Here is a 19,223-nt window from a genome sequence, read left to right as displayed (position 1 = left end):
TGTGTTCAACATCAATTAACATCCAAAATTATGATTGCTCCTTAATCGGTCCTCCAATGTATGGAGTTTTTCCATTCCAAAAGTCAATTAAATGATTCCACCATCGTATTGATTCTGGTTTTAAACATTTTTCAAATTCACTATTCTCAATATTCTCATCCAATAATTGGTTCTGAAATGATTCAAGAATACCGACTGTAGCAAATTCTTTAACATAAGGATCTCCATCCGTATGAAGCTTTTCAATGACTTCGAATAATTCATCGAATTCATCCGTCTTTTTTCGTTGATAACACTCAATAATATGTTTGACGAAGTCATTTATATCGACATAGATCAATCTCTCTTCCCCAAGTTCATAGTTCTCTTGGATGTACCGTTCGTATCTATCCTTATAGGAGGGCACGGCTATTAATAACCTGTCCATGATTTCTTCTTTTTCAATCATTGTAGTATTCACCTTCAGATTCGAGATCTTTGTTCCAACTATTTGATGGTCGCGATGCAGTTAGTAGGTACACATATGCCCACTAAATCTTCTCGCTTGCCACTCGCTTCTTGCGAACCGAGCGCCGGCAGGTTCTAAATGTGGATATGATGTTATATGAAATTGGCAACTTCTCAAAAATACTCCACAAGTACTATAAATCAAATGCATCTTTAATTAATCTTGCAACTTCATCTGCACTTAAATGTGTATTATTGATTCTCAAATAGTTCTCTCTAGTAATTTCTCCTTCGTTAGAATTGAGTCTATGTTTTTCCATCGTTTTAATTAAATCCATTTCAGAATTTTCAATATTTCTTTTTGTTGGTTTTTGATCAAGTCTAAATGCCGTTGTATTTCGTTTTAATCTTTCTTCGATCGTTGACTCTAATTCAACAAAATAAACTTCTGCTTCATTCGTTTCAAAGATGTTACATGTTTGCTGCACGAATTCCCAGTCTTCTTGAAGATCAAACCCCCAAACGTAAGTGAAAATAAGTCCATACTGGTTGCTGCTTGCGAATGATTCAAAAAGTTCTCTTCTTACGATACTTGATAACCTCCAGGTTTCACTACCAAAACCAAAAAAGGGATGAAACAACTCAATCGACATATGATTGTGAAACAATTTTAATTCCGTTATTTTCGTTAATTCATGACCAACCGTCATCTTCCCAACGGCCTGTGGGCCAAAGATCAGTATGAACTTCATAGTAATCACCCCTGTTCTTAAAATCTGTTGAAATCACTGCACTTATATTTTAGGTTCTTATTTCTCTTACAAAAGGTGTGACTGCAAAACAATCTTCCAGATCGCTCTCATCTTGAGCCCAATAATTAATAGTATGGATATGTAACTCATAGTCTTTACGTAGATTTTGTTTTATTCTATTCCATAGTTTGTGACCATCCGTTCCTTTTCCTTCGGAAAGGTAGTCATCCAATGAAGAGATCATAATGATCATCAGTGTAAATTTCTCATTGTCGTTTAATTGATGATTCTCGTAATACGTAATAAATTCATCTAATCTCGATGCATCAGCCGACGTATACTCCCAGTCCTGTGAAAATGGAGTGAGTGGCGGCAGATTCAACTTTTGTATGAGACTTTCCATGGATGCTTGTTCAACATATTTAGGAGTAGCCTCCTTCATCTGTCCCACCTCACATTCATTTTGAATTTCTGGAAGCAGCCATTGTATGTAAGGCATTCTCGAAATAGCGATATACTTCCTCTGCATTTCTTAGAAACTCTTCAACAGGTACATGACGACTATCCAAGTAACAAGCATACAGATATTCAACTAAAGCGGGGTCAATCTCGCAATAGTTCAATATCGCATTTTTCATCTTCGTTATGTCGTCTTCCCATACCCCTGTACCTTCGATAATCAATGAATATAATGCGCGAAGTAATCTCTTCGAGTAACCTTTAGTATATCTAGTTTTCAGCGCGTCATCAGTAGCATTAGAAAGTGAACGATGTACGCGATCCACTTCCTCCTTGGTATCTGTATTTAAGTCTAAAATGAATTCTGGAGAGATAATGATCGGGGGTACTTTTTCACCAATGTCCTCCCCATGTATGCAAACACAAATGATCTTAACCCAAAAACCCCAATCATTCGGCCTACTTAATACATCATCCATCGAGCAAATGATCGTATCCATCTTCGTGACAAATGGGTATTCTTCCAAAAGCTTATCTTTGATATTTGACAATCTTTCGTAATCAATATCTTCGGGATTTGCACATACAATCGTAAAGTCTGCATCTGACTTATAAGGTTGAGCCGTTCCTTTTGGAATCGAGCCACACATATAAATGCTATGAATCTTATCTTTGAATTCGTTCAGGATATGCTCTACATACGTAGCAACCAAATCCTTATATTCACTTTGTATATTAATTTGTTTTATAACTTTTTCTAATATCATATGAATTCCTCCTAAACTAAGAACTTCTTTCAGCTATGTGTCCGGTGAATTTCTCTTGCTCGAAATGTCTCTACTATGGTTTCTTTAAGTATTGGATCATCCCTGCACCATAACTTTCATTGGGTCTCTCCACGAATCCAAATTTCTTATAAAAATCCTCTTTGCCTTTTGCTGACATGAGTCCGACTGAACTTCCGGGCGGATACGTACTTGTAATATACTCCATCAGTTCCGTCATTATTTTGTTGCCTAAACCTAGCCTCTGATAGGAAGGTAACACGATAATGTCTTGTATGTAAAAAGTAAACCCACCGTCGCCTACGATTCTTCCATATCCTATGGTCTGCTCTTCAACCTCTATACAGATGGAATATAACGTGTTCTTTAATCCACGTTCAATGGCCTCTATATTTTCAGGATTACCCCATCCCACGATTTCCCTCAGATTCATATATTCTTCTACACTAATTTGTTTATTGAGTATTTGTACTTCCATTGAAATCACCTCAGATAAATTTATGTTGAGTTCCCCTGCAATCCTCTACTGCACTTGAAATTCTTTGGATTCACTCCATAAGCTTATTTTCTTTTGCTTGCCATCATTATTCATCATAAATTCGACATGTGTTTTAACTTTGTAATTGCCTAGCTGCTGGATAACGAATTCATAATATTCCTTACTTCGTTGATCTTGTCCATTGTTTCTATATACTTCACCTGGTCGAAGCTCAACCTGATAGCCAATAGCGTGTTCTAATAGCACGTTTACTTTTGGAAGGATTCTCTCGCCAGCTTCATTATAAATCTCATAACTGAACATACCTGATCCATGAGATATCTCCACTGTCTTTTTTGATGAATTTTTCAAATACCCTACGAATTGAAAAGTTTCGTTGACCTTAACATTTTCAATCTCATCTACGCCAACCTGAAAGATGGAGTCAGAAGGATCTTTTTCATTACTGGCCGAACAGGCAGGCAAAATTAAAAATAAGATCAAGCTCAATACTTTTATATTTAATTTTATCATTAGATACATTCACCTCATGAAAGATATCAGATAACGTAACGTACTCACAACAATAAAATATCAATGATCTGATGAAATTTCATTTTATTCTCATCTAATTCCGATATGCCATATCCTTTCATAAACTCATCTACTTCTTCTTCCTTATCCGTATAAAATGTAAGACTTTTTACAAGATAATAAATATCATAGTACGGATCGGATATCCCAGATGCTCCTACATCAATAAATGCTGCAATACGCCCCTTATGTAACATAACGTTTCCCGAACCATAATCACCATGCGTAAAAACCAGTTCTTCTGTCGACGCTTTATACATTTCCAAGAAATCCATCAATTGCTCAATGGTATGATTGGGAAATGACTTGTTAATAGCATCCTTGACTTCATGTTTTCTCTCAGTAATATTCTTCCTTACCATATCAATAAGCTTATCCGGCAAATTATCGTTGAAATGACAATTATGAATGGAGATATTGTGTATTGTTCTTAATCCCTCTCCCAGAATATAACCTAGACTTTTTTGCCCCGCTTCCTGCTTGTATTCTTCTGCGGTACAGCCCTCTATGTAGGTCATAACTAAATGTTCCTTTCCGTTCTCCTTTAAATAACCAACAACTTTAGGAACTGGAACTATATCATTGAGCCATTTTAATCTTTCTGCTTCGTCCATCAAACTACCGGAATCTTCAACATTTTTTTCTTTCAATACATACTTTATAGAATTACTAAACTCCAAAATGCACACCGATTGATAATGCCTTCCTTTTTCAATGGCTGTGGCACTCATTAATTCCGATAGATTGATTAATTTACTTGGTATAGATAATCTGTTATCCATGGTTTTGTTCCCCTCATTTTTGTGTCATGCGCTGATTTCCTTTAACATTCCTGTATTAATAAAATGACCCAGCCTTAGATAGCTCTTATCTTAGGCTGGGTCATTTGTTGTCTGAGCTTCCTTCCATGATTAGCATCTGACAATCAAGGGGGATAACCCTGCAGCATGAATACTATGTTATAGAATTTCAGCGTTATCTTTGATACTTTGATATATCATTAAGATTTTAAATTTGTATCCCGTTCATTTCCTGAACTTAATCAACTAAAGGTCATCCATAGGGATCACATAATAAAGAGATTCCGCAGACACATCAAATCCTATGGACTGATACAGACTTAATGCACGTCTATTTTGAGTAACTACACTCAAGCGGATTGGAGAGTACTCTTGATTTTGCAAGAAATCAACTACCTTCGAAAGAATTTCACGGCCATATCCCCTCCCCTGAAATGCGGGAAGCACACAAAAATCATGGATAATGGCAGTATTCGTATGAAGACAATTAACTCTAATCATGCCTACGGGTGTCAGACGGTCCATAGCAATATACGTAATACGTGATGACTCTTTAGTATGGCTCAGATACTCCCTAGCCCAAAACTCGGAATCTCCAAAAGCCTCAGATAATTATGTTGTAGTTGTTAATATTCCATAAGGATTCTTTAAAATAATTGATCGGTTCCTTGTAATCTATTGGTTTATGAATCATTCTATTTAGCCACTTCATGCGTTCAATGTTATCGTGAAAATCATCTTCAATAAACCACGTAACTTCTTTCATAGTTCCTAGGACGCTTCTATTGTTTGTTTTCGAGATAACTACTTCTTCGCTATTCGCAAAATATCTATTGATAAGACTTTCATTAACGCCCTCTCGGAGTAAGTATTCCCGAAGAGTTATCATAAATTTTTCTTTCAACCGCTCTATTTGCCCTGTTCTAATTCCATCAATGATAATAGCTAATCTAGTTAAATCGTTCACAAAAACAATGTGTTTTCGTTTATTCAAGTTATAAATATTTACATGCCAGCTTAAAAACAGAGCTGCATTGATATCTTCAACTGGAGTCACTTTCATATCTTTCAATAAGTCTTTGGTAAGTCTTAGTGCAAGCATTATGTTGTCCCCTTCTCTTACTGATTTCGCCTAACGTTCCTGTATTCACGACGCGACCCAGCTTTAGATAGCTTCTATCTTCGGCTAGGTCGCGTGTTGTCTGGACTACTTCCATGATTATACATCTGACAACCAAGGGGCGAAAGTCCCACAGCGTGAGTACTATGTTAGATGATGTATCAGACTTCTTCGAGTAATCCATATTCACAAAATTTAATACCAAATGAGTTTATTCTTGATTCTACATCTACTGAATCTTTAAGGCCGCCACTTAACTTCGCTGCATTGTTTCTATCTAAGAAGCCATGAGTTCTTAGTCGCTGAACTGAGCTGTTAATTTTAATTCCTTCATCTTTTTCAAAATTGATAAACTTAATATGCGTATTGCTTTCAAATTCCATTGTTTTGTCATAGTACATTCTCAATACTTTAAAATCAGTTACGTACAACTGATCTAATATTATTATATATTCAAAAAATTCTTCTTCATTTAGTTTGTCATTCACATGTGATGCAAGCAACTTACCCATAATTACTGCTTTTTCTTCTTCAATATATCTATCAAGAATAATTAAAAGTTGTTCCATAACCTTCGCTGTATATTTTGGGTCACTGTTTAAACGAGACTTGAATTTATTAAGTTCTTCCTCAGCTATTGAAGAGTTCCAAAATTGTTTCAGTAGCAATAAAGATTTCTTTGCAAAGTGCCTTTCCTTGATTCTGAGTCCTATATTTGTAGCAGCGACAATCGATTTCACGATAGGAATTTCCTTAACAATCTCATTCTCCAGAACATTATCAATGACTACTTCTGACAAATCAATGTTCAGGTCTTTTGATTCATTAAAAAGTGACCTAGTAAAGCTGTCACGAAGTTCTAATTGATTCTTCATCTTAAAAACCTCCACTCTGATATATCATCTAACGTTCCTGTATTCACGACCTGGCGTATGCTAGGTGTCCGGCGAATGCCGGACCAAGGACGAATGTCCGCAGCGTGAATATCGTGTTATATGATGCTATTTTCTTTATCTAGGATACATTTATTCTTTCTCTTTTTTGTATTTTTCAATATAGTTATTAAGTATATTATTAACTATATTTAGTCTTCTATATCTAACACTATAACGCATAAGTATCTTACCAAAGGAAATAAGTATAGTTAGACATACTACTAAAATAATTATGTATTTAATCCAATTTAATAACATAATATTTTTTTCAGGAAAATTTGAAGACATGAATTCAACAGAAGAATTAATAAAAAGTAATATTATAGAAAATACTAATGACATAAAACCTGTTATTATAGCTACTTGCTTTAAATCTTCTAATATTCCGTTCAATTCTGATTTCAAATAAAGTAATTCGTCAATACTATACTTGTCAAAATGGTCTTCCACCTTTTTGAAGGTATTAATTGTATCGTCCAAACTTAACGATTTATCTTCTTTATAAATCTTATCTATTAATTCCAAATATTTATCACTTATTGCACTTTTGTTTTTAATCTTCATAAAATGTCCTCTCTATTCCTTTTTATAGAATTCAAATAGTTTCATATAACGTTCTTGTATTCATGAGCCCCGAAGGGGCTGTCTGCTGAAATCCCTCTCCGAAATCCATCCGCAGACCAAGGCTCCGAAGGAGCCGCTGCTTGAATATTATGTTATAAGATGTTGGTGCCTTCATTGAAATACTAAAATATTATTCTTCTTTTTGAATTTCTGCTTTTTTCTCCTTATAGCAAGTTTCAAAAAGCTGTTGTAATTTTTTATAAATCTCTTCGTAAATATCTTTATCTCCTTTAACATTAATTAATCCAAGTGGTGCATATCCTTCGCCTTCTTGTAATACTGGAATTGTGTTCTGATATTTTTTAGGTAAAGGATATTTCCCTATCCATAATGAATTCTCACTAGCTCTCCTCAAATAACTTATTTCATTTTCATTTAAACTAATTCTGATTTCCTCTGTTACAATTTCATTGTACAGATTCATAAGAGTTATTAGGTCGTGACCAGATCCTTTCCAATCAACTACTACTTTACCATCCCTAATATTATCATTTGGGTTTACAATGAAATACATTCCTTTCACAAGGCATTCTAAACTATACCCACATAACATCATCCATATTGATCCAAAACTTTGTCTATAGATAAGTGACTCATCTTCTTCTTCATCAACATTTATTTGACTTACAAGAGTATCCACTGCACTTTTAAATTCTTGATAAATCAATTCAGAAGCAAGTTTCAATTCATAAGATTTTGTTTCCCAATTCACATAAAAATCATTTAAATTATTGAAATTGTCTTTCCAAAAATCATGAACTTGTTTTGAGTTAGGATTGTATCTAAAATCAGAAAACAATTATTATTCCTCCAATTTGTACTTCTAGTTTTAATTGCTTAGCGCCGATTTCTTTTAACGTTCCTGTATTCACGACTCGACGCATGTCGAGTATCCGGCGAATGCCGGGCCAAGGACGTATGTCCGCAGCGTGAATATTATGTTAGATGAAGTTACTTTCTTCTTAGATTAATCTCACATTACTCTTTTATTTGTTTTATAAGTTTTGGTATTTCTTCATATGAGTCGTACCAAACAATATTAAGCCCTAATTCCTTGTAGTAATCTTCTTGCAAGTTTTGATTTACAATATCGAATTTCTCTATACTAGCATTATGAATATTAGTTTTATCGTAATCTTCTCTTACATATGAGTCACGCTTCATAAAAACAAAATGCTTATACATATTTTCTTCCTGTTTTCTCACTGCTATATCTAGTAATCTTCTTATATTTGGATCAGTCATGGATAAACCAATGAATAAGCAAGTATTTTCTCTTAAATAATTAAGTTGCACTAAATTTGACCAATTGTAAGGATCAAGCATTAAATCATGATACCCTTCTTCAGAAAACACAAGTAAAGATTTAGATAAGCTATCGTATTCATCAGAATTTCTGGGCAAGAATCCATGAACATGATAAATGCCAAGTTCATCTGGTAATGGTAAGTCAGCTTCTCTATAAATAGATCTGAATTTAATTTTGTATCTTTTTAAGTTATATTCTACTAAATCATCAAAATTATAATTAACAACTCCTCTAATGCCTACTCTATTCCTTACTGGCAAGCATAACTGAGCAATTTCATCAAGAAGGTCGGAAGTATCTACAGAATTCTTATAAAGTATTTCAATAAGTATTTTACCGAATAAATCCTCTAAACCTTTTCTGATATATCTAGCCATTAGTAATGGTGAGTTACCATTAGATGCCTTTAGCTTTTTTACAATAAAAGCTTTCTCTTCTTCATTTAAATTCACATTATGTTCACTTAGTTTGCTTCCTATCAAATTAACTAACAGATCATTAACTAAATCATCCCATGATGCAATCTTTGCATCTATTGAGACACCAGCCCCTAAAAACAATACTAAATCGTCATCTACATATGCCTTTTTTAATTGTTCGATGTTGGTTCTTTGTTTGCTTTTCCAATCATTTTTACTTTCTTTTATACTTGTAGATATTTTATTATTTATCAACAATTTAGATATATTCTCGTATACTTCATTAACTGTCTGGGGGTATAACTCAAATATTTTTGTTAAGTTGATAAGATCCCATATTTCGATATTAATGCTTTCTTGTTTATTAAATTGTTCTTGTAACTTCTCCTTTTCTTTTTCAGTAAGCTCTAACGTAATAATAAATACAATATTCCTAACTTCCAAACCACTTTTCATTATTCTATTATTTATTTTTCCTACGTTTTCCTTAAAAAACAATTTATTCATGGACGTCTTACTTCTATAAAATTTAGTTTCAAAAATTGTAGGACCTTCAAGATTCTCAATTCCCTCTGGGGCATAGCCATCAAACTCTCCATAATAAAAATCATTTTTTATAATATAACTAGGGATTAACTCCTTACCTCTTTCATGAAAATATTCTTGTAACACTTTCATAACGAGTGCCTCTAACATTTCGTAAGATCTTTTTGTTTTATTCTCTTCCAATAAAGATTCTATTATTTTATTCAATTCCATTTTTATCAGTCCTCTATAGTAATTTCATCTAACATCTAATTTATGTACTTCGTAAATATCACACTTCCAAAGTAATATCTGAACTACGTATATGATAACCTATGGGGGGGTATTTGCGAAGAAAAATTTGGTGAAAAAGGGAGAAGTTTGAGGTATTCAATCTCCCATGTCCATACGATCCAATGGACTTTGAATACGCTGAATATTTTTTGTGCTGACATGCGTATATCTTTGCGTTGTTTGTGCACTCGTATGACCAAGAAGCTCCTGAATATAGCGCAGGTCTGTTCCGTTTTCCAGCAAATGTGTAGCGAATGAGTGCCGCAAAGCATGAATGCTACACTTTTTTACAATACCTGCTCGTTGTCTAGCTTCTTCAAAAACCTTTTGTACACTGCGCTCCGTAAGATGTCGATCTGAAGATTGTCCTGGAAACAACCAACGATCGGTTTTATATTCGGTGATGTACCTCTGTACAATCTCCCAAGCAAGATGGGAGAGAAGAGTTCTTCGATCCTTTTGACCTTTTCCCTGCCTTACGATAATGGTCTGACGCTCAATATCCAGATCACTATAGCATAGACGAACGACTTCGCCGACTCGAAGCCCTGCCGAATAGGTTAGATAAAGAATTGTCTTGTGCTTGAGATTAGTCACAGCTTTCAGCAATTGGGTGACTTCTGTTTCGGACATAACATTGGGTAGCTTCATCTGCTTTTTGGGGCGTATAAATTGGATCGCTGTAGGATTATGGAGAACATGTTTACTATAGAATCGAATCGCACTAATCGTCTGATTCACACTCGAATGGGAAATTCCTCGCTCAAGTAAACTTAAACAATATGTCTGAACATGAGATGTATGGATTTCTGTATCGATCTGAGGAAAACTGGCCACAAATCGTTCAATCTGATTATAGTATGCTTTAATCGTTTTCCGACTATATCCTCTTAATTTCAGAGCTTGCAGCAACTCATCTCTTTTCCATTTGGGATGTTCCCCTCTTAACTTCCAGTTTCTCAATATCTCACTCTCCACCCACAACTCCGGGGAAATCTCTACATCTAGCGCATCAAAGTGCTTTGTAAACTCCTGAAGAGATGCGTCTGAGTAGGGAATGATCCAGCGTTTTGCATCAGTCTCCCACCTTCTCCCTGTTACCTGACGAATGCGCTGAATGTGCACCGTATTATATGGAATTTGCACATGCAATGTATCAGCAGAACCTTTGGTTAGTATGATAGAAGCTTCTGTTCGGTTGTTCATACGACATTCTCCTTCAGCTCCATTGGATATATGAATTCTATTGAATTTGGAAAATAAAAAAGGAAGATCATCTTCATCCCGTAAGGGAATCCAATGATCTTCCGATGCTTTCGGAAATATGGTCGCTGCACCTACATAGCAGCGGCTTCTTCTCCCAGCGGCAATGTGTAATACTGCGCCTGCTGGTCTTCGTGCTGCTGGTATACGACAACCAGCAGCGTCTGGCCTTTCGCGGCAAGCGGGCTGGCGCCAGCAAGCACACGCTCAAGCCGGAACGGAAGCACGTCCAGTACGGCGTGCTTCTGCAGTTCCTTTTCGCCGAGTCCCAGATCGGCGAAAACACGGGCACCCATGACCGTCTGTGCGGTCATGGCCGAGGTCATCGGCAACGCACGCGAAGCGTTGCCGTGCCCCATGTCCGCCGCTCCATCCGCGGCGGACTCCACTGCGTCGCGCGCTGCCAGCGACGCAACATCCCCGGCGTGGCTGCCGATCACACCCGCCGCATCTGCGGCAGTGTCCTCTCCGGCAGCCGCCGAAGTTCCTGCAGCGGCCGTTCCACTCGCGCCGCTGCTTTCCAGCCATGCCGAGCCAGAGGCACCGGCAACACGCGGCAATCGAACGTCCTCTGGACGTTCAGCCAACGTTTTCATATAGCCTGCCCATTGATCTTTCTGGAGCACATCGTCCCACCAGATTTTACGCGGCTTGTACTTATGTCCCAGGAAATAATCCAGCTTCATCAGACCAAGCACAATATCCATGTGCGGCGTGTTTCGCGACTCTAGGAAACTATGCAGACGAGTGAACAAATCCTCTAACTGATGCCCGATCTTCTGCCAGCCCTGACCCTCCCAGTAATCGCCAAACGCTTGGAAGAAATCAAACGGCGAATCAAACTCCTGCTCCATCAAATACTTCAGCGTATGATCCATCCGGTGTGCGTTCCAGTATTTTTCCAGCACATCCTCCAGGCGTTTCAGGCGAACGATGTCGCTAAACGGCAACACGTCACTGCCCAAAATCTCATACGGCGCGTGATCCATATACGTATAATTGTACTTTTCTGCATCCAGACGAAGTCCCGTACCGCGAAGCATTTTGAGGAACCCAAGCTGTAGCTCTTCCGGCCCCAAGGCAAACACATCGTTAAACGTCTTGCGGAACGTATTATAATCTTCCTCCGGCAATCCGGCGATCAGATCCAAATGCTGGTCGATCTTGCCGCTGGCTTTGACTTTATTCACCGTACGACTCAGCTTGGCAAAGTTCTGGCGGCGTTTCACCAGTTCATTCGTCGGATCATTCGTGGACTGTACCCCAATTTCGAACCTGAATGTACCCGGCGGCGCATTCTCTGCCAAATAATCGAGCACCTCAGGACGCATGATATCAGCCGTAATTTCAAACTGAAACACCGTTCCTTGATGATTCTCGATCAGAAACTTAAACATCTCCATCGCATAATCCCGTTTAATGTTAAACGTCCGGTCTACAAACTTAATCAGCTTCGCACCCTTCTCGATCAGGTACAGAATGTCCGACTTCGTCCGCTCGATATCGTAATACCGCACGCCGACCTCAATACTGGACAGACAGAACTGACAACTAAACGGACAGCCCCGGCTGGTCTCGAAATAAACAACCCGCTTCCCGAGTTCCGGGATATCCTCTTCAAAGCGATGCGGCGACGGCAGATCATTTAAGTCCGCTTTCGGACGTCCTGGCATGAGAATAACCTCTTCCCCTTTGCGATACGCCAGTCCATATACAAAATGGAACTTTTTACTGCCCTCCAGCTCCGTCAAAAGCTGATGCAGCGTCTCTTCCCCTTCACCCATGACGATAAAATCGACATTAGGAATCCGGTTCATCCAATATTCGGTGTCGTAGGACACCTCCGGCCCGCCCAGCAAAATTTTCACGTCAGGCATAACCTTTTTCAAATTATCAATCACCTTGATCGTCTCTTCAATGTTCCAGATGTAACACGAAAACCCAATCACATCCGCACCGCGTTGGTACAGATCCGACACAATATTCATGACCGGGTCTTTGATCGTATACTCCGCGAGTTCAATATCAAAATCCTTCTCACTGTACGCCTTCAAACACCGCAGCGCCAGCGAGGTATGGATGTACTTTGCATTCAAAGTCGATAAAATTACCTTCATGGTTCACAACCTTTGCCTGGACACCCAGACCACATATTTTTTGGGAAAAGTAAAGCTCCACAGCCATCCTGCCCTGGATGCTGTTCAGATAAACCTCTACGCAAGTCCGAGCCTTATCTATGGCCACACTTGCACAAAACCACACCAACTTCCGCCAGTACACGCACCACGCGCCAGACTCGCAACCGATTTGTTAATCTTCCATGTATTAATCGACTAGTCTAATTCCTATCGTCCGTACACCGACCTTTAGCACCTTCACTACATCCTAACTTATACCTTTGCCATTACCAAGCTCGCACAATGCCAATGAGTCCGCCTATCACAGACATATTCGATTTTTGTCCTTCAAAGAGTGGACACCTCTTTTAAAAACACATACACTCTCCACCCAACAAAAAATACAATATATAGACTCAATCCCATAAAAATCACTATATAATGTGCCAATACTCCTTAGTAACTTTTAACGCCAATGTCCACCCTTTAAAAGACAATCTCATCCATTTTGTCTACTCTGCAGGGACACACTTCATGAGATACATGTATTACTTTCTGAGTTCGTTCCTATTCTGATCTATATAAGTTGAACTAAAGAATGTACATAATCCAATTCTGATATGCTTACCAATTCAGGCTCACCAGCAAATATCATCCATCGGCACTACCCATCGCCTATGGCTAGTGCAAGTCCGCGACCCTCTGCTGCAAGCGCTAACGATCAGGAGAAGCCTTATTTCGGCATATTCGAGCTTTGGAAAACTCTAACGATCCCCAGGGACGCTATTCTGCTGAAATCAGCTTAATCAGACTCATTTTTCAGAATTTTGAATGAAATAAGCTTCCTGGAGATCGTTAGATTTCAAATGTCCCCGATTCAGGGCAAATAAGCTCCATGGGGATCGTTAGCCTTCCATCCTCTACTTGAGCAGCATAACAAGGCTGGTATTCTTGCCCCATTACAGCGCCCTTTGACGATCATGGACAGTTAGTCGGCATAATGTCGTTTTCTTAGTTCAATTTATATTGCTTCTGCTTCTTCCCATATCTCTGTCTGTGTCTAATTCCTATTTCCTAAACTTTAGTACAATCTCTAATCTCTAGGTTTTAGGTTTTAATCTTTTAAAATTAGTCTTCAGGCACAGGTCGCTGATCACAGATCAGACATTACTTGTCTCTTGTCATTTATCCTCATCTTTCATCACTCACGACATATTCACTATCATATATCACTAACATATATCACTCATATTCATAAAAAGCGTCATCGTCTGTATCCACTTCTTCGCCCGATTGCTTCTGGAAGAATTCAAGGAACGGCAGTCCGTACTTACGGTACTTCACTTCACCGACCCCTTTAATCGTCAGCATGTCACGTTCTGTCTTCGGACATACCACACTCATCTCGCGCAAAGTGGCATCATTGAAGATGATATAGGATGGTACATGTTCTTTGGCGGCCAGATCACGGCGGATCAGGCGTAACTGCTCAAACACAGTTTCGTTCACAGCCGAAGGCATTGCATCACGTCCGCGGCGTCCGCCGTAGTTCGTACCGGAAGCTGTAGCCGCTGTTTTCCGTACGACACGCTGCATGACTTCGCGTTGACCTTTTAGTACTTCCACCGCCAGCGGCTGCAGACGTACTACGGGATATTGTCCCTCGGACAACATCAGGTAACCTTCGGATACCATCACGTTGATGATCTCGGCAATTTCGCGCTCTGTACGATTGCCCATGACGCCGTACGTCGGCAAGGAATCGAAGCCGTAGTCCAATACTTTTTTGGCACGGGAACCCTTGAGTACCGAAGCCACAAGAGATACCCCGTAGCGTTCACGCATGCGGTGAATGCAGCTGAATATTTTTTGCGCATCAATGGTCATATCCACCAGCTCACGTTCGTCTGTACAGGAACTGCAAATGCCGCATGGCTTGTCCTCGTGCACTTCACCGAAGTAATCCAGCTGCGCGCTTCGCAGACAGCGTGTGGTATAACAGTAATCCACCATCTGTTGCAACTTGCGGTAATCGTTCGCTTTGCGGTCACCCTCCATCGGGTTCTGCTCAATCAGGAACTTCTGAGTAATGATGTCCTGTGCTCCGAATAGCAAAATACACTGACTCGGCTCACCATCCCGTCCTGCACGTCCGGCTTCCTGTACATACGCCTCCATATTCTTCGGCATGCTGTAATGAAGTACATAACGTACGTTGGACTTATCGATCCCCATCCCGAATGCATTCGTTGCCACCATCACGCGGATATCATCGTACAAAAACTGTTCCTGGCTCTGAGCCCGATCATCGTCCGTCATGCCTGCATGGTAACGTCCTGCGGGCAAACCTGCCTGCAGTAAACGCTGATGCAGATCGTCCACGTCCTTACGGGTCGCGGCGTATACAATACCTGGCTCGCTGGCATGCTCGCGCGCGTAGTTCAAGACGAAATCCTTTTTGCTCTCGCCGCGTAGCACGCTAAACGCCAGATTATCTCGCCCTAGTCCGGTCACATACGTCTGCGGGTCCTGCAAACGCAGGAGCCGCAGAATATCGCCCATGACCTCGGGCGTCGCTGTCGCCGTAAAGGCCGCAACCACCGGCCGCTCCGGCAAACTATCCACAAACGGCGCTACCGCCAGGTAGCTTGTCCGAAAATCATGACCCCACTGTGACACACAGTGGGCCTCATCTACGGCAACGCAAGAGATCGGCAGCTGCCCCATCTCCTCGCGGAACCAGTCCAGCTCCAGTCGCTCCGGCGCGACGTAGAGCAACTTCAGCTCACCGCGCTGCGCCGCGCGGATGCGCTCATTCACTTCTCTGCCGCTTAACGTACTATTAATATAAGCGGCGGCAATGCCCGCGGTCGTCAGCGCATCGACCTGGTCTTTCATCAATGATATTAACGGGGAGACGACCAGCGTCAGCCCCGGATATAACAGGGCGGGAATCTGGTAACAGATTGACTTCCCGCCTCCGGTTGGCATAATCCCCAGCGTATCCTCATATTCGAGCAGGCTGGAAACGATCTTTTTTTGACCCTCACGAAAATCGGGGTAACCATAATATTTTTGCAGGAGACCCTGCGCCTCTTCTAAAGTAGGTGCTTGCACACTCATGTAAAGACTCCTTACTTGTCACCGGTGTTCCTGCACCGGCTTGGTTCTATCCGATTCTGACATCCAAACGCGGCACCAGCGCCGCATCCCTGACAACAAAATGGCGTTCTCATGACTTGTCCGTCAAGCAAAACGCCGCTCTCTTTAGTTTAACGGGCACAGCCCGAATGAGCAACCGCGTTTTAATGTAAAAACCTGAATCTTCTCGCACACAAATAAAACAACCGTTCATCCCGGGTGGAGACAAACGGCTGCTTTCCTTTTCATAACAAACTATTTTAGCTGTCACATGCGGTTTTAGCTTTTAAACAGTTCTATCTATCAAACAGCTTTAGCTTTTAAGCGCTTTGACCTCGGACTCTGTTAAACCGCTGGCTTTGACGATAACCGAAATGTCAATTCCTAGTGAAAGCATGTTTTGGGCAATCTCCAAAGCTTTTTTTTGTTCTCCTTGAGCCAATCCTTTTTCCGTAGCCCATTCAATCATCGAGGCCTCATCATGCAAGTACTTTTGACGCGCCTCATACAAACGACGCGCCTCCTGATCTTGACTTAGGAACTCCAATGTATCCATCGCTTTTTTCAATGTCGGCTCATTCATTTGCAACACCTCCCAATTGGATTTGTCAGCACCCTTTAAGAACAAAAGCCAGTTAATTAACCCTCCTTCTATAGGGACTGATTGAGCGTCAAGCTTGGAAAGTTCCATAAAGTGTACTTCTATATCATCACTCAGTTCAAGTCCAGTGTGATCTTCTCTCAGATGAAAGATATTATGATATCGATTGTTGGAAATAAATGAATAATTTAGAATATTAATCGTAACACACTTCTTCAGTTCTTTATAGGACTGTCCTTCCTGCAACTGGCTAGAGTAACGCTTACTCCAATAGTACAGGGTTCTTTTCTCAATATCGTATTTATTAAACAGCTGCATCTCAATGTTTTTCAGCTTACCTTCTGACGTTTTAGCCCAAATATCAAAAATCGACTGTTTGTCTAGGGGAGCATCTTTATTTGTATACGGGTTGAGAAGTACAATCTCCGTCAACGGTGGGTCACCTGATTCCGCAAACGTTCGGTTTAAGAACACAAGCAGCACATCTTTGTTTTCCTCACTACCAAAAATACGCTTGAAAACAAAATCGTTCCGTGGATCAAGCAAATCAGCCATCTGACCATCAACTCCGTTTCTATACATTATACCACGTCCGGTCTAGTTAATTGCATAATGAACTAAGTATTGCAAGTTACTTCCTTCTTCCAGTCTCACTCCCCCGACGCTGCATCCCTAACATTCATGCGATAGTACAAGCCTTTTCGCTCCATCAGTTGCTCATGCGTGCCATCCTCAGCAATTCGTCCTTGATTCATCACTAGAATCCGGTAACATTGACGGGCGAGCTCCATGCGATGAGTCACCAGTAATCCCGTTTTCCCTTGCACGAAGCGGCGAAGTTGTTTCATGACCAACTGTTCCGTCCGGTTATCCAGCGATGATGTGGGTTCATCCAAAATATACACATCTGAGGATCTCACCATGAGCCGGGCAAGAGACAGACGCTGGCGTTGTCCTCCGGAAAGATTAGCTCCTTTTTCTTGCAAAATCGCATCATACTGGCCTTCCTGATCCTCAATAAATTCATGTAAACCAGCCTGTCCCGCTGAAAGTTTCACTTCATTTAATGTAGCGTCCCTGCCAAGACGAATATTCTCTTCAATCGTTCCCGTAAAAAAAGCAGGAGACTGCGGCATATACGTTAGCCGGGATTGTTGATCCTGAGCCATAATCTGCGCTACATCCTCGTTCCCCAGCATCACACGTCCAAAAGTCGGCTTGATTAGCCCTGCACATACTTGACATAGTGTGGACTTCCCGGCTCCGCTGCTACCCACTACTGCCACCAGTTCACCGGGTACCAATCTAAGCGTAATCCGATCCAGGATCGTTCGACCGCTGCTTTCATCCAATACCGTGACCTGATCCAGTGTCAGGATAGGCTGTTCATTTTGCGGAAGTTCTCTGTGTCCTGAATTGTATTCTTTTACTTCATTTTGTTCCGCTCGCTGCGCTAGATTCAGCCATGTGGAGATGCGACCAAATGCACCTATACTAGACTGCATCTGGCTCCACTGACTGGACAAGCCTAATACAGGCCATACGACAAGTTCAAACAGCAAGCTGCTTGCCACAACCATTCCCGGTGACAAAGCGCCCCTCGCTGCAGCTAAAGCAATCAGAAATAATGCTACCAATTGAGCCAGACCAAATACGGCCATCGCCACATTATCGGATATGCTTAAGGTCATCTGCAGCTTCGCCTGTACTCGGTTAAGTGATTGTTGCTGCATACGCAAGCGTGTGAGAAACCATGGCGAAGCGTTATATGCCTGGATCACAGGAACACCTTCCATGTATTGCTGAATCTGCTGCTGTGACTCACCCTCCATGGATTCCACTTCATCCGATAACCTTATAATGCGCTGGTCATATACCCTTGCCGTAAACCAGATCGCCGCCGCACTGACAAGTGCAATGACTGCAACCCATGCATCTGCGCGATACAAGTACCCCAGCGAGAGAACGAAAATAAAAACGACCGTCACTCCTTCTGCCATCGCCTCCACGACTTCTGCACCATGCTTGGTATCTTCCTTGATTCGCAGCATCACATCCCCTGACTTCTGTCTCCGAACCCATGGATAAGGCATCCGGTTGAAAAGCTGGAGCAGGTTCATCGACATGTCTCTATGCATGGATTCTTTAAACCGTACAAGCACATAGCGATGCATCGCCAGTAATGCGATAAACCCGATCAACACTGCGATAAAGGTTATCGCCGTAGCATTCAATTTCTCCTGTCCTCCGTCATGGATTGCATCAACGAAAAATCCCTGCACAAAGGCCAGACCCCAATCGAACACCGCGTCCGCCGCAATAAAAAGAAACATAATGATTACCGCCCATCTATAGGGCTTCATAAAGCGCACAATAATCGGCCAAACCTTTCTCAGAGATGCTGTTTCCTTGGCCTTATTCATATCCTGATCTCCATCACTGTTATGATGTCCCTCTTCATCTATGCGCTTATGTTCCTCTCCATATATAGGTTTATTTCCCTCTACATCATTGTTCTTATAGTGCTCTTCCATCTGTGATCTTGCCCTCCACCTCTATG

Annotated in this window: 17 protein-coding genes and 1 pseudogene; all 18 read right to left on the bottom strand. The window is 40.7% G+C overall.

What is annotated here, in order from left to right; translation table 11 throughout:
- Positions 1-28 precede the first annotated feature (28 nt).
- The gene (locus ACUTVW_RS02505; RefSeq protein WP_445644319.1) at positions 29-448 is read right to left on the bottom strand and encodes a DUF7674 family protein; all 420 of its coding nucleotides are present in this window, start codon (positions 446-448) and stop codon (positions 29-31) included.
- Between the two features lie 193 nt (positions 449-641).
- Complete coding sequence (locus ACUTVW_RS02500; protein WP_445644318.1) at positions 642-1,199, bottom strand: shikimate kinase; 558 nt, start codon at positions 1,197-1,199, stop codon at positions 642-644.
- Between the two features lie 49 nt (positions 1,200-1,248).
- Positions 1,249-1,641 (bottom strand): hypothetical protein, encoded by a 393-nt coding sequence (locus ACUTVW_RS02495; protein ID WP_445644317.1) that lies wholly within the window; start codon positions 1,639-1,641, stop codon positions 1,249-1,251.
- A gap of 16 nt (positions 1,642-1,657) precedes the next feature.
- Positions 1,658-2,425 carry a nucleotidyltransferase domain-containing protein gene (locus ACUTVW_RS02490; protein ID WP_445644316.1) on the bottom strand — a complete coding sequence of 256 codons (768 nt, stop codon included), beginning with the start codon at positions 2,423-2,425 and terminating at the stop codon, positions 1,658-1,660.
- Positions 2,426-2,498: 73 nt separating this feature from the next.
- The gene (locus ACUTVW_RS02485) at positions 2,499-2,921 is read right to left on the bottom strand and encodes a GNAT family N-acetyltransferase (RefSeq protein WP_445644315.1); all 423 of its coding nucleotides are present in this window, start codon (positions 2,919-2,921) and stop codon (positions 2,499-2,501) included.
- A 45-nt stretch (positions 2,922-2,966) separates the two neighbouring features.
- Complete coding sequence (locus ACUTVW_RS02480; RefSeq protein WP_445644314.1) at positions 2,967-3,455, bottom strand: hypothetical protein; 489 nt, start codon at positions 3,453-3,455, stop codon at positions 2,967-2,969.
- Positions 3,456-3,499: 44 nt separating this feature from the next.
- Positions 3,500-4,297, bottom strand: a complete 798-nt coding sequence (locus tag ACUTVW_RS02475) for a phosphotransferase (protein ID WP_445644313.1) — start codon at positions 4,295-4,297, stop codon at positions 3,500-3,502.
- A 264-nt stretch (positions 4,298-4,561) separates the two neighbouring features.
- Positions 4,562-4,903, bottom strand: a pseudogene (locus ACUTVW_RS02470) (GNAT family N-acetyltransferase); the annotation flags it as partial.
- Between the two features lie 16 nt (positions 4,904-4,919).
- The gene (locus ACUTVW_RS02465) at positions 4,920-5,417 is read right to left on the bottom strand and encodes a DUF6933 domain-containing protein (RefSeq protein WP_445644312.1); all 498 of its coding nucleotides are present in this window, start codon (positions 5,415-5,417) and stop codon (positions 4,920-4,922) included.
- Positions 5,418-5,596: 179 nt separating this feature from the next.
- Positions 5,597-6,310 carry a hypothetical protein gene (locus ACUTVW_RS02460; RefSeq protein ID WP_445644311.1) on the bottom strand — a complete coding sequence of 238 codons (714 nt, stop codon included), beginning with the start codon at positions 6,308-6,310 and terminating at the stop codon, positions 5,597-5,599.
- A gap of 150 nt (positions 6,311-6,460) precedes the next feature.
- On the bottom strand, positions 6,461-6,934 hold the full coding sequence (locus ACUTVW_RS02455) for a hypothetical protein (RefSeq protein ID WP_445644310.1): 474 nt from the start codon (positions 6,932-6,934) through the stop codon (positions 6,461-6,463).
- Between the two features lie 190 nt (positions 6,935-7,124).
- The gene (locus ACUTVW_RS02450) at positions 7,125-7,793 is read right to left on the bottom strand and encodes a hypothetical protein (protein WP_445644309.1); all 669 of its coding nucleotides are present in this window, start codon (positions 7,791-7,793) and stop codon (positions 7,125-7,127) included.
- Positions 7,794-7,972: 179 nt separating this feature from the next.
- Positions 7,973-9,481, bottom strand: coding sequence for an SIR2 family protein (locus tag ACUTVW_RS02445; RefSeq protein WP_445644308.1), 1,509 nt, complete (start codon positions 9,479-9,481; stop codon positions 7,973-7,975).
- Positions 9,482-9,637: 156 nt separating this feature from the next.
- Complete coding sequence (locus ACUTVW_RS02440; protein ID WP_445644307.1) at positions 9,638-10,747, bottom strand: tyrosine-type recombinase/integrase; 1,110 nt, start codon at positions 10,745-10,747, stop codon at positions 9,638-9,640.
- A 131-nt stretch (positions 10,748-10,878) separates the two neighbouring features.
- Positions 10,879-12,921: a B12-binding domain-containing radical SAM protein gene (locus tag ACUTVW_RS02435; protein ID WP_445644306.1), complete on the bottom strand. Its 2,043-nt coding sequence runs from the start codon at positions 12,919-12,921 to the stop codon at positions 10,879-10,881.
- Between the two features lie 1,242 nt (positions 12,922-14,163).
- Complete coding sequence (gene recQ, locus ACUTVW_RS02430; protein ID WP_445644305.1) at positions 14,164-16,044, bottom strand: DNA helicase RecQ; 1,881 nt, start codon at positions 16,042-16,044, stop codon at positions 14,164-14,166.
- A gap of 331 nt (positions 16,045-16,375) precedes the next feature.
- A complete protein-coding gene (locus ACUTVW_RS02425; protein ID WP_445644304.1) occupies positions 16,376-17,218 on the bottom strand; it encodes an Rpn family recombination-promoting nuclease/putative transposase in 843 nt (280 codons plus the stop codon).
- A gap of 95 nt (positions 17,219-17,313) precedes the next feature.
- A complete protein-coding gene (locus ACUTVW_RS02420; protein ID WP_445644303.1) occupies positions 17,314-19,197 on the bottom strand; it encodes an ABC transporter ATP-binding protein in 1,884 nt (627 codons plus the stop codon).
- Positions 19,198-19,223: the final 26 nt, after the last annotated feature.

It is taken from the genome of Paenibacillus sp. TSA_86.1, assembly GCF_052691815.1.
The sequence above is the reverse complement of the archived record's forward strand: the minus strand, read 5'-3'. Positions and strand labels throughout refer to the sequence as shown.

What these genes read in the sequence shown, in the direction of transcription:
- ACUTVW_RS02505 (WP_445644319.1), bottom strand. Translation starts at nt 448, where the DNA reads ATGATTGAAAAAGAAGAAATCATGGACAGGTTATTAATAGCCGTGCCC.
- ACUTVW_RS02500 (WP_445644318.1), bottom strand. Translation starts at nt 1,199, where the DNA reads ATGAAGTTCATACTGATCTTTGGCCCACAGGCCGTTGGGAAGATGACG.
- ACUTVW_RS02495 (WP_445644317.1), bottom strand. Translation starts at nt 1,641, where the DNA reads ATGAAGGAGGCTACTCCTAAATATGTTGAACAAGCATCCATGGAAAGT.
- ACUTVW_RS02490 (WP_445644316.1), bottom strand. Translation starts at nt 2,425, where the DNA reads ATGATATTAGAAAAAGTTATAAAACAAATTAATATACAAAGTGAATAT.
- ACUTVW_RS02485 (WP_445644315.1), bottom strand. Translation starts at nt 2,921, where the DNA reads ATGGAAGTACAAATACTCAATAAACAAATTAGTGTAGAAGAATATATG.
- ACUTVW_RS02480 (WP_445644314.1), bottom strand. Translation starts at nt 3,455, where the DNA reads ATGATAAAATTAAATATAAAAGTATTGAGCTTGATCTTATTTTTAATT.
- ACUTVW_RS02475 (WP_445644313.1), bottom strand. Translation starts at nt 4,297, where the DNA reads ATGGATAACAGATTATCTATACCAAGTAAATTAATCAATCTATCGGAA.
- ACUTVW_RS02465 (WP_445644312.1), bottom strand. Translation starts at nt 5,417, where the DNA reads ATGCTTGCACTAAGACTTACCAAAGACTTATTGAAAGATATGAAAGTG.
- ACUTVW_RS02460 (WP_445644311.1), bottom strand. Translation starts at nt 6,310, where the DNA reads ATGAAGAATCAATTAGAACTTCGTGACAGCTTTACTAGGTCACTTTTT.
- ACUTVW_RS02455 (WP_445644310.1), bottom strand. Translation starts at nt 6,934, where the DNA reads ATGAAGATTAAAAACAAAAGTGCAATAAGTGATAAATATTTGGAATTA.
- ACUTVW_RS02445 (WP_445644308.1), bottom strand. Translation starts at nt 9,481, where the DNA reads ATGGAATTGAATAAAATAATAGAATCTTTATTGGAAGAGAATAAAACA.
- ACUTVW_RS02440 (WP_445644307.1), bottom strand. Translation starts at nt 10,747, where the DNA reads ATGAACAACCGAACAGAAGCTTCTATCATACTAACCAAAGGTTCTGCT.
- ACUTVW_RS02435 (WP_445644306.1), bottom strand. Translation starts at nt 12,921, where the DNA reads ATGAAGGTAATTTTATCGACTTTGAATGCAAAGTACATCCATACCTCG.
- recQ (WP_445644305.1), bottom strand. Translation starts at nt 16,044, where the DNA reads ATGAGTGTGCAAGCACCTACTTTAGAAGAGGCGCAGGGTCTCCTGCAA.
- ACUTVW_RS02425 (WP_445644304.1), bottom strand. Translation starts at nt 17,218, where the DNA reads ATGGCTGATTTGCTTGATCCACGGAACGATTTTGTTTTCAAGCGTATT.
- ACUTVW_RS02420 (WP_445644303.1), bottom strand. Translation starts at nt 19,197, where the DNA reads ATGGAAGAGCACTATAAGAACAATGATGTAGAGGGAAATAAACCTATA.